Genomic DNA, 10,968 nt, shown 5'->3' with positions numbered 1-10,968 from the left:
CGTGCTTCGATGAAGCAGCACGTCGCTGCAATGGTGGACTTCTGGAACGCGGGCGTGCCGACGTTGGATTACGGTAACAACATCCGACAGGTTGCGCAGGATGAAGGGTTGGAGAACGCCTTTGCCTTCCCCGGCTTCGTGCCCGCCTATATTCGCCCGCTGTTTTGTCGGGGTATCGGACCCTTCCGCTGGTGTGCGTTGTCCGGTGCCCCTGAAGATATCTACAAGACCGACGCCAAGATGAAGGAACTGTTCCCCGACAATACCCATCTGCACAACTGGTTGGACATGGCGCAGGAGCGTATTGCGTTTCAGGGCTTGCCAGCGCGGATCTGCTGGATCGGGCTGGGAGATCGCCACAAGGCTGGGCTGGCGTTCAACGAGATGGTTAGAAACGGCGAATTGAAAGCTCCGGTCGTCATCGGCCGAGACCATCTCGACAGTGGCTCTGTTGCCTCACCCAACCGCGAGACCGAGGCGATGAAGGACGGTTCGGATGCTGTTTCGGACTGGCCGCTGCTGAACGCGCTTGTCAATACGGCGTCGGGTGCGACCTGGGTTTCGCTGCATCATGGTGGCGGGGTTGGTATGGGCTTCAGCCAGCATGCGGGCGTCGTCATCTGTGCAGACGGAACAGATGCCGCGGCCAAGCGATTGGAACGGGTGCTCTGGAATGATCCCGCGTCAGGTGTCTGGCGTCACGCGGACGCAGGGTACGAGGACGCGAAAGCCTGCGCGCGTGAACATGGGCTGCGATTGCCGGGCATTTTGGGCTGACTACCACGCCAACCTTTGTTTTGTCGGTTTGCCTTAGCGCTAACGTCACATTTTCCGGTTTCGAACCGGTACTGTTTCGGCTAGGGCTAAGCCGTTCAGCAGCCCCGAGGGGTTGAAGGCAACTGACAAAGGTGGCTACCCGTTGCTCGATATTGCACATGTCCGCTCGGTGATTTCGGACGTTTATGACCTTGCCCCATCGGCCTCTCTGGCCAATGAGATGAAAGACACGTTTGCCCGCATGGATCGCGTGGTCAGCCCACCAGATTGGGCGATCTACGCGCCTTACGTGCGGGCCATCAATACGCTCAAGAAAGAACGTAACGCCGTGATCCTTGGGCACAATTACATGACGCCCGAGATTTTTCACGGTGTGTCCGATTTCGTTGGGGACAGTTTGCAGCTTGCGATCAAGGCCAGTGAGGTCGAAGAAGATGTGATCGTTCAGGCCGGTGTTCATTTCATGGCCGAGACATCAAAGATCCTCAGCCCTCAGAAGACTGTTCTGATGCCCGACATGGATGCCGGTTGTTCGTTGGCAGAATCGATCACCGCTGAGGGAATCGATGAAATGCGCGCCAAGTACCCCGGCGCGCCGGTTGTGTCCTATGTAAACACCACTGCCGAGGTCAAAGCAGCTTCGGATATCTGCTGCACCTCTTCGAACGCGCTTCAGATCGTGAACGCCATGGAAAGTGATACGGTCATCATGACACCGGATCAGTATCTGGCGCAAAATGTTGCCAATCAAAGCCACAAGAACGTGGTGTATTGGCCTGGCTCTTGCATCGTGCACGAACAATACACGGCACAGGACCTGCGCGACTTCCGCGAATGGAACCCGGGAACACGGCTGATTGCGCATCCTGAATGCCCGCCGGATGTGGTGGCCGAGGCAGACTATTCCGGTTCGACCAGCGGCATCATCAAATACGTGCATGATGAAAAGCCGAAAAAGGCGATGCTGATCACCGAGTGTTCGATGGCATCCAACATTGCCGATGAGTTGCCCGAGGTCGAATTTGTAGGGCCATGCAACATGTGCCCGTATATGAAGAAAATCACGCTTGAAAAGATTCTCTTCGCCCTGCACACGATGGAAGGGCAGGTCGAGGTCGCCGAAGATGTGGCTGAAAAGGCGCGCAAATCCGTTCAGGCGATGATTGATCTGTCCCGCAAGCTCGGCATTTGATCTGAAATGACCAAAGTCACCACGGATCGCGTCATTATTGTGGGGGCTGGCATCGGTGCGCTTTATGCAGCATTGAAGCTCGCGCCGCGACCAGTGGTTGTAATCTCACCGGATGCTTTGGGTGAAGGTGCAAGTTCCTCATGGGCGCAAGGCGGTGTGGCCGCAGCAATGGATTTGTCGGACAGCCCGGAAAGCCACAGCCTGGACACCGTAATGGCTGGCGCTGGCATAGTCGTTCCGGCTGTTGCCGATCTGGTCACGCGCGAGGCGCGTCAATATATCCTCGACCTGACGACATTGGGCACGCCATTCGATCGCACCAAGGATGGCAGTTATGTGTTGTCACGCGAAGCGGCGCATAGCTTCGCGCGTGTCGTACGGGTGAAAGGGGATCAGGCAGGTAGTGAAATCATGGCTGCCCTGATCGAACGGGTGCATGAAACGTCCTCGGTTCAGGTGTTGGAAGGTGTCCTTGCCACGGCGCTGGACGTATCCAACGGTCGGGTGACTGGTGTCACGGTTCAGGACGCATCAGAAACGGGGTCCGAGCCCGTTACGCTCTGCGGGCCTGCTGTGTTGCTTGCCGGGGGTGGCTCTGGCGGGTTGTATGCCTTGACGACCAACCCGGCGCGCATTCGCGGGCAGGTCATCGGGATGGCCGCGCGTGCTGGTGCACTTATTGCTGACGCCGAATTCGTTCAGTTTCATCCGACGGCAATGGATGTTGGCGAAGATCCGGCACCGCTGGCAACCGAAGCGTTGCGCGGCGAAGGGGCAACCCTGATCAACAATAAGGGTGAGCGGTTCATGTTATCCGTTCATCCGGACGCAGAACTCGCCCCGCGAGACGTCGTCGCGCGTGCAATTTTTGCCGAAGTGCAGGCAGGTAACCGACCCAAGCTGGACACCCGCACCGCATTGGGCTCGAAGATAACGGACCTGTTCCCGGCAGTTGCTGAATACTGCGCGCGCAATGGCGTCGACCCGGTCAACGAACCGATTCCGGTCGCACCGGCAGCGCATTATCACATGGGCGGTATTGCCACCGACACTGACGGTCGCGCGACACTTGACGGGCTTTGGGTCTGCGGCGAGGCATCTTCGACAGGCCTTCACGGTGCCAACCGGTTGGCCTCGAACGGGTTGCTTGAGGCGCTTGTCTTTGCACGCATCTGCGCCGAAAGTATCGGGGCATCCGTTCCGGTGGTGTCAAATGCCGACCCCGTTGCATTGCAGTTTGTTCAGGTAATGTCCCCGGACACAACAAAATCTATCCAGGAGTTGCGCGAAACCATGACGCGCGACGTGGGCGTTGTCCGGGACCGGGCGGGCCTAATCCGTGCTCTGCAAACTATAGCGCAGTTGGAGGCGCAGCACGATGCCTGCCCGTCATTTCGCAACATGTGTGCAACCGCGACCTTGATCGCTGCCGCAGCCTTGCAGCGCGAAGAAAGCCGCGGTGCGCACAAGCGATCCGACTTTCCAAAAGCCAATGATGGGCCCGGAGAGCGGTCCCGGATGTATTTGTCCGAAGCAATGAGCATTCGGGCCAAAGCCTGCGAGGAACTGTCATGACATATGCAATCCTGCCGGATCTGATTCTGGAACCCGTGGTCCGCGCTGCGCTGATGGAGGATCTGGGAAGCTACGGTGATGTGACAACCCGCGCCGTGATCTCACAGGAAACAACCTATACAGCCAGCCTGAACGCACGCGAAAACGCTGTCGTGTCGGGGATGCAAGTTGCTGCAATCGCGTTCCGGCTTGTGGATCCGTCGCTTGAGGTTGACGTGCGGCTCAAGGATGGTTCGCGTTGCGCACGCGGTGATACGCTGATGACCATCAAGGGCTCTGCCGCATCGATCCTGTCCGGCGAACGTGTCGCTCTGAACTTTGCCGGTCGCCTGACGGGTATTGCCACAATGACAGCCGCATTTGTGGAGCAGACCAACGGCACAACAGCCCGTATGACCTGTACACGCAAGACAACGCCAGGTCTGCGCATCGTGGAAAAACAGGCCGTGCTGCACGGTGGCGGTTTCAACCACCGCTATTCCTTGTCAGATGCGATCCTGATCAAGGACAACCACATTGCTGCGGCAGGCGGCATCCGTAAGGTTCTTGAAGCCGCTAAGGCAAAGGTCAGTCACATGATGGCGGTCGAGATTGAGGTTGATCGACTGGACCAGCTTGCCGAAGTGCTGGACGTTGGCGGGGCTTCGGTTGTTTTACTGGACAACATGGACAATGACATGCTGCGCGAAGCGGTTGCCATGGTGGGTGGGCGGTTGAAGACCGAAGCCAGCGGCAACGTGACCTTGGAACGGGTCGCATCGATCGCGGCGACAGGGGTGGATTACATCTCGTCCGGTGCCTTGACGCATTCTGCCCGCACCGTCGATCTGGGGCTCGATTTCTGAAGGCGCGGCATTTCCGCTTGATTTAAGATCGTTTGCGCCAACACAGTTGCGTATTCAAGTTTTATCGATAATAAATCCACAGCAACGCAAGCTGCAAAGAGTTTTATAGATAAAATGATCATCCCACACTCCGGCTGGACCCGTAAAACTGCGCAAGCTATTCACGATCTTCCGCTGATGGATCTTTTGTTTCGTGCGCAGACCGTGCATCGCGAAAACTTTGATCCGAACCAGATCCAGACCTCGAAGCTATTGTCGATCAAGACTGGTGGCTGCGCCGAGGATTGCGCCTATTGCTCGCAATCAGCCCGCAATGGATCAACCTTGCCCGCATCGAAGCTGATCGAGGTTCAGCGCGTTCTGACCGAGGCCAAGAAAGCCCGCGATGGTGGCGCGACCCGGTTCTGCATGGGGGCGGCGTGGCGCGAGCCAAAGGCGCGTGACATGGATGCGCTGGTCGCGATGGTCGAGGGCGTCAAGGAACTGGGCATGGAAACCTGCATGACGCTGGGTATGCTCGACGACACCCAGGTGGTTCAGCTGCGCGACGCCGGTTTGGACTATTACAATCACAACATTGACACCTCGGAACGCTATTACTCCGAAGTCATCACCACCCGTACTTTTGCGGATCGGATTGACACGATGAACCGGGTACAGGAAGCCGGGATCAAGGTTTGCTCGGGTGGCATTCTGGGGATGGGTGAACATACTGGCGACCGTATCGACATGTTGCTGACATTGGCCAACATGACGCCTCCACCTGACTCGGTGCCGATCAATATGTTGATGCCGCAGGCTGATACCCCGCTTGCGGACGCCGAGCCGATTGACCCGATCGACTTTGTGCGGATCATTGCAACGGCCCGCATTCTGATGCCCAAGTCCTATGTGCGGCTTTCTGCCGGGCGCAGCGACATGAGTGACGAGATGCAGGCGATGTGCTTTTTCGCCGGTGCCAACTCGATCTTTGTTGGCGAAACGCTTTTGACAGCAGAAAACCCCGAAGAAGACACCGACGCGGTCCTGTTTGCGAAACTTGGTCTTCAGGCCGAAAAAGCCGAAACGCGAAACTGCACGGAAGCTGCCGAATGAAAGCAGTCAACCGACTGGAATCGATGCTTGATGCGCTTCAAGCCCGGCACCGCCGCCGGGCCTTGATCCCGACGCAAGGGCTGGATTTCGCGTCGAATGACTATCTTGGTCTTGCCGGTTCTCAAGTGTTACAACGTGCGGCGCATGATGCGTTGTCGCGGGGTGTGCCTGTAGGTTCGGGAGGTTCGCGTCTGTTGCGGGGCAACCACCCTGAACATGAAGCGCTGGAGCGGGAAGCGGCCGCATTCTTTGGAGCTGAGGCCGCGCTGTTCATGGGAGGCGGGTTTCAGGCCAATCAGGCGATCTTCTCCACGTTGCCAGCGGCTGAGGATTTGGTCCTATATGACGCCCTGGTTCACGCGAGCGCCCATGAAGGCATGCGGTCCAGCCGTGCAGACCTGCGTGCCTTCCGCCACAATGACGTTGCGGATGCACGCAACGTATTGCGCGACTGGCAATCTACAGGCGGTTCGGGTCAGGTCTGGATTGCCGTCGAAAGCGTGTATTCCATGGAAGGTGACCTGGCGCCGCTGGAAGACCTGTCCGTACTTGCGCGCGAAGCTGATGCGGTTTTGGTTGTTGATGAGGCCCACGCAACCGGCGTTTTCGGAGAGCGAGGCAGGGGTCTCGCGCATGACCTGAACGCTGATCTGCTGACATTGCATACCTGCGGTAAAGGGCTTGGTGTCTCAGGCGGGCTGATCTGCGGTCCGCGCGTGATGATTGATACCCTGATCAACCGCGCTCGTCCCTTCATCTTTGCGACCGCTCCGTCGCCTTTGAACGCTTCTCTGGTTCGTGCTGCGCTACGGGAACTGGCCGAGGATGTCAGCCTGATTGAAGGCGCGCATGAACGTATGCGCCATGCCCATGACGCCGCACGGCAACTGGGGTTGCCCGCAGCCGCGTTGAACAGCCAGATCATCCCGGTTGTACTGGGAGATGACGAGCGCACAATGGCGATGGCGGCCACTTTGCAGCAGCAGGGTTTTGACGTTCGGGGCATCCGCCCGCCCACTGTCCCAAAAGGCACATCCCGTTTGCGCGTCTCGATTACCGGAAATGTCACCCTTCAGGATATCTCGACCCTGTTTTCAACCATCGCAATCTGTCAGTCGGAGGCCGCATGAGCGCGCTGATCGTTACCGGAACCGACACAGGTGTTGGAAAAACCGTGTTTTCGGCTGGTCTGGCGGCAGCTTTGCAGGCCCGGTACTGGAAGCCTGTTCAGTCTGGTCTTGAGGATGCTACGGACACTGAAACCGTCAGCGCGCTGAGCGGTGCCGAGGTCCTGCCCGAAGCGTACCGGCTGAACATGCCCGCTTCACCGCATCTGTCTGCCGAAGACATGGGTATTGAGATTGACCTCTCGCGTCTTGAAATTCCGAAAGTGGACGGGCCTCTTGTTGTCGAAGGCGCAGGGGGCCTTATGGTGCCGCTGAACCGCCAGTCGTTCTTTCTGGACCTGATTGCCGGATGGCAGGCTCCGGTTGTTCTTGTTGCGCGCACCGCCTTGGGAACGATCAACCACACCACATTGTCTCTGATGGCGCTTCGGGCTGTTGGCTGCGAGGTAGTCGGCGTCGCATTCGTGGGTGACCCCGTGCCGGACGTGGAGCAAACCATCGTCGAGATGTGTAAAGTGCATCATCTGGGACGCCTGCCATTTCTGAGCGACCTGACACCGCAGAGCCTGAACAGTGCATTTTCGGCAATTGATGTGGCGACCATTCGGAGGTTCCTGTGACCCCGTTGGAATTTGATGCGCGCCATCTGTGGCACCCTTATACACATGTGCTTGAACCTGGCCCGATGCACCTGATTACCGGGGCAGAAGGTGTCTGGCTGACGCGTGCTGATGGCGTCAGAATGATCGACGCAATGTCGTCCTGGTGGTGTACGGTGCATGGGCACAGGCACCCGGCCATCATCGATGCGATGCAAAAGCAGCTGAATACACTGCCGCATGTGATGTTTGGCGGTCTGACCCACGAACCCGCCGTGGAACTTGGCCGCAGGTTGGTCGACCTTCTGCCAGATGGCCTGGATCGCATTTTCTACAGCGACAGCGGCTCGGTCGCGATCGAAGTCGCGTTGAAGATGGCAGTCCAGTACCAGATTGCCAAAGACCGGGGCGAACGGTCTGAATTTGCCACGATCCGTGGTGGCTATCATGGCGACACATGGAAGGCGATGAGCGTTTGTGATCCCGTCAACGGGATGCATGGCCTGTTTCGCGGTGCGTTGTCGATCCAGCACTTTCTGCCACGCCCTCACATTCAATTTGGCGATGTGTGGCTCGACGATCCTTCCGAGAACGGGTTGGAGGCGCTGGAGGCGCTGCTGCACGACAAAGGGAACAGAATAGCCGCACTGATCCTTGAACCGGTGGTGCAGGGCGCAGGTGGGATGTATTTCTATCACCCCGCCTGGTTACGTGGGGCGCGTGGCTTGTGTGATGCGCATGACGTTTTGCTGATCTTCGATGAGATCGCGACCGGATTCGGACGCAGTGGCGAGATGTTTGCAATGGATCACTCCGGGGTGGTTCCGGATATCCTGTGTCTTGGCAAGGCGCTGACCGGTGGGCATATCACCTTGGCCGCCACTATCGCGACTGAGGCCGTCGCTCGCGGGATCGGTGAAAGTGAGGCCGGAGTTTTGATGCACGGTCCCACCTACATGGCCAACCCTCTGGCTTGTTCGGCAGGGGTGGCGAGCCTCGACCAGTTGCAACAGCGAAACTGGAAGCAGGAAGTTGCATCAATCTCGCAGCAGATGAAGGCCGAACTCGCGCCCGCACGCAATTTGCCCGGTGTTACAGATGTGCGCGTGCTCGGCGCAATTGGCGTCATCGAGATGGATGAGCGGGTCGACCCCTCCATCGCACATGGGTTGGCTACGGAAACCGGTGTGTGGTTGCGCCCGTTTGCTCGCAATATTTATTGCATGCCTCCCTATGTTATTTCACCTGACGAACTGAGCAGGGTAACGTCCGCGATGCTTGCTCTGGCTGGGGGGCAGAAATGAAAAGCCGTTGGCTGGCGCAATCAGATGACAGTACTCTGACCCTTGTGTTTGGTGGATGGGCACTGGGCGATGCTCCGTTCCGGGGTCTTACGGGGGGCGGAAATACTCTGTTGGTGGAAGGCTACATCAGTCTCGATGATCCCCTGCCTGATCTCGCCCGTTTCGATCACATTGATATGCTGGCCTTTTCCTTCGGTGTCTCGTCGGCTGCGCATTGGCTGGCGTGCTCGGGCTTTCGTCCCGACCGATTGATCGCCATCAGCGGCACTTTGCACCCTGCGTGCCCGGAACGTGGTATTGCGCCCGACATGATCAAGGCAACAGCGGCTCAGCTTTCCGAGCGCAGCTTCGCCAAGTTCTGCCGCCGTGCAGGTTTGCCAAGTGAGCCCCCGGAACTCGATATAGTCGCGGCGAAGCAAGAGCTTTTTTCCGTGATCCAGCGCGGGCCTGCCCCTGATCCGGGTTTTGACAGGGTGTGGATACCCACAAACGACCGGATCATTCCGACTACGGCCCAAGAAGCCGCATGGGCCTCAACCTCGGCCCGCGTCGAGCGTGTGGCGGCGCCGCACGTACCATTCCTACCGGAGCAAAGTTGGGCGAGTTGGGTATCATGACAGCGCAACTGGCAGACAGGGTGCAGCGGAGCTTTAGCAGAAGCTTTCAAACCTACCACGACACAGCAAGTCAACAAGCCTGGGTCGCAGGCAAGCTGGTGTCTGAACTGCGTCGTGCCGGAGCTCCGGACCGCTTTGAAACTGTCTTCGAGCTGGGATGTGGCACAGGGCATCTGACCCGTCTGATGCGACAAAGCTTTCACCTGCCAAACTTCATATTGAACGACATCGCACCACAGGCTCAGGCAACAGCGGATGCGGAAAAGGCCACGTTCATTGCCGGTGATGCGCGTGAAGTTCACTGGCCCTCCCGGATTGATCTGATCGTCTCGGCTTCGATGATCCAATGGATGGAAAGCCCGTTGCAATTGCTTTACAGAGCGATGGACGCGCTAGAGCCCGGCGGATGGTTAGCGGTTTCGGGTTTTGGCCCTCAGCAATATCAAGAGCTTAGCGCGATCGGATCAACAGCGCGTGCACCGGGTCTTACTACTCCGGCTGCTCTTGCCGCTGCCGTCGACGGCCCAATGCAGGTATTGGCCGTTGGTGAAAGACTGAGGCGAACCTACTTCGATACGCCTCGCGAGGTTCTTAGGTATTTGCGAAGAACAGGTGTAAACGGCAGGGCGCAAGGAACATGGACCAAGTCCACGCTGGCTCGGTTCGAAAACGTATACGCTAAGGAGTTCGGCACGGATCGCGGGGTCTCGCTGACATATCATCCCGTGTGGATCATTGCCCGGAAGCGATAGATACTTTTTCTGCCGTGGCCTAACGTAGTTTATGAGACTGCCAGGCGGTCGCAAACTCCGCAGCCACGGCCCTCGGACTTGATGCGATTGTCACCAGTTCGTTTTTTCGGGTCTTTGCCGACAATCAAATTTCGTGTGCCCAGGGCGGTTCTGCCCCGGCGCGTGATACTGTTACTGCGGCAACAGTTGCGCCCAACGTCATGGCCGCCCGCAAGCTTTCGGAGGTCAGATTGCGCAGCCCCTGCTTTGTCAAATTCCCTGCGCGGCTGAGTTCAGTCAAAACCCCAGCGTTAAACGTGTCGCCCGCGCCGATTGTGTCGACAACCTGAACAGGTTTCACCGGAACCGAAACCTTGGAACCATCGGCCAGGTACCCATTCGCTCCGTCGCCACCCCTGGTCACGATGAGGGCTGACGGGCCGGTTTGCAACAAAAGAGACGCTTTGGCACCCTCGGGTTCGGCTCCCGGGATGATCCAGTCAAGATCCTCGTCTGAAACCTTCACAATATCGGACTGTGCGATCATGCGGTTCAGGCGGGTCCGATACCGGGTCTGGTCCATGATGAATCCCGGTCGGATATTCGGGTCCAACATCACTGCGCGATCCGCTCCGTGGCGATTCAGAAGTGAGGCATAGGCATCCGCGCAGGGTTCACATGCCAGGCTGATACCCCCAAGATACAGGGCGGACACGGCTGTTAGCTGGTCCGGCATGTCCTCGGGTTGCAGCATTCGTCCGGCGGTGTTTTCATCGACAAAGCTGTAAGTGGCGTGACCGTCTTTTAGCTGTACGAAGGCAAGAGTCGTGGGGCGGTCAGAGATAATCACATGTGACGTGTCAACATGGCTTGAATTCAGCGTCTTTGTAATTTGTTGGCCAAACATGTCAGACGACACGCCGGTCAGCATTCCGACGGAAACACCCAGACGACCGACTGCGACCGCCGTGTTCAATATCGCCCCACCTGTGTGCGGTACAAATCCTTGTTCGCCCGACACTGTCGGCTCGGAAATCATGTCGATCAGGGCTTCACCACAGCACAGGATCATTTCGTAGTCCTTTTCAGAGTATTTTGTCAGGGAG

At 57.9% G+C, this 10,968-nt stretch carries 11 protein-coding genes; 10 read left to right on the top strand and 1 reads right to left on the bottom strand.

All coding sequences use genetic code 11. The annotated features are described in order from the left end of the window. The 10 genes from hutU to AC2FNC_RS18440 form a co-directional block, all read left to right on the top strand. A partial coding sequence (hutU, locus tag AC2FNC_RS18485; protein WP_496716202.1) for a urocanate hydratase occupies positions 1-777 on the top strand: 777 nt, incomplete at its 5' end. 142 nt (positions 778-919) lie between these two features. Further along, positions 920-1,969, top strand: a complete 1,050-nt coding sequence (nadA, locus tag AC2FNC_RS18480) for a quinolinate synthase NadA (RefSeq protein ID WP_480554871.1) — start codon at positions 920-922, stop codon at positions 1,967-1,969. A gap of 6 nt (positions 1,970-1,975) precedes the next feature. Beyond that, positions 1,976-3,544 carry an L-aspartate oxidase gene (locus tag AC2FNC_RS18475; protein WP_480554873.1) on the top strand — a complete coding sequence of 523 codons (1,569 nt, stop codon included), beginning with the start codon at positions 1,976-1,978 and terminating at the stop codon, positions 3,542-3,544. Continuing rightward, positions 3,541-4,389 carry a carboxylating nicotinate-nucleotide diphosphorylase gene (nadC, locus tag AC2FNC_RS18470; protein WP_480554874.1) on the top strand — a complete coding sequence of 283 codons (849 nt, stop codon included), beginning with the start codon at positions 3,541-3,543 and terminating at the stop codon, positions 4,387-4,389. The genes AC2FNC_RS18475 and nadC overlap by 4 nt, the downstream gene beginning before the upstream one ends. A 114-nt stretch (positions 4,390-4,503) precedes the next feature. Continuing rightward, a complete protein-coding gene (bioB, locus tag AC2FNC_RS18465) occupies positions 4,504-5,484 on the top strand; it encodes a biotin synthase BioB (RefSeq protein WP_209507670.1) in 981 nt (326 codons plus the stop codon). Beyond that, positions 5,481-6,614 carry an 8-amino-7-oxononanoate synthase gene (locus AC2FNC_RS18460; protein WP_480519792.1) on the top strand — a complete coding sequence of 378 codons (1,134 nt, stop codon included), beginning with the start codon at positions 5,481-5,483 and terminating at the stop codon, positions 6,612-6,614. The genes bioB and AC2FNC_RS18460 overlap by 4 nt, the downstream gene beginning before the upstream one ends. After that, the gene (gene bioD / locus AC2FNC_RS18455) at positions 6,611-7,231 is read left to right on the top strand and encodes a dethiobiotin synthase (RefSeq protein ID WP_480519794.1); all 621 of its coding nucleotides are present in this window, start codon (positions 6,611-6,613) and stop codon (positions 7,229-7,231) included. The genes AC2FNC_RS18460 and bioD overlap by 4 nt, the downstream gene beginning before the upstream one ends. Next, positions 7,228-8,514 carry an adenosylmethionine--8-amino-7-oxononanoate transaminase gene (bioA, locus tag AC2FNC_RS18450; RefSeq protein WP_480554876.1) on the top strand — a complete coding sequence of 429 codons (1,287 nt, stop codon included), beginning with the start codon at positions 7,228-7,230 and terminating at the stop codon, positions 8,512-8,514. Before bioD ends, bioA begins: the two co-directional genes overlap by 4 nt. Continuing rightward, complete coding sequence (locus tag AC2FNC_RS18445; protein WP_480554877.1) at positions 8,511-9,131, top strand: pimeloyl-ACP methyl esterase BioG family protein; 621 nt, start codon at positions 8,511-8,513, stop codon at positions 9,129-9,131. The genes bioA and AC2FNC_RS18445 overlap by 4 nt, the downstream gene beginning before the upstream one ends. Then, complete coding sequence (locus AC2FNC_RS18440; RefSeq protein WP_496716200.1) at positions 9,128-9,883, top strand: methyltransferase domain-containing protein; 756 nt, start codon at positions 9,128-9,130, stop codon at positions 9,881-9,883. Before AC2FNC_RS18445 ends, AC2FNC_RS18440 begins: the two co-directional genes overlap by 4 nt. 124 nt (positions 9,884-10,007) lie before the next feature. Here AC2FNC_RS18440 and AC2FNC_RS18435 read toward each other — a convergent pair whose 3' ends face one another. Then, positions 10,008-10,934: a carbohydrate kinase family protein gene (locus AC2FNC_RS18435; protein WP_496716203.1), complete on the bottom strand. Its 927-nt coding sequence runs from the start codon at positions 10,932-10,934 to the stop codon at positions 10,008-10,010. Between the last annotated feature and the right edge of the window lie 34 nt (positions 10,935-10,968).

It is taken from the genome of Ruegeria sp. BHSA123, assembly GCF_059613425.1.
This window is presented reverse-complemented; position numbering and strand designations above follow the sequence as displayed.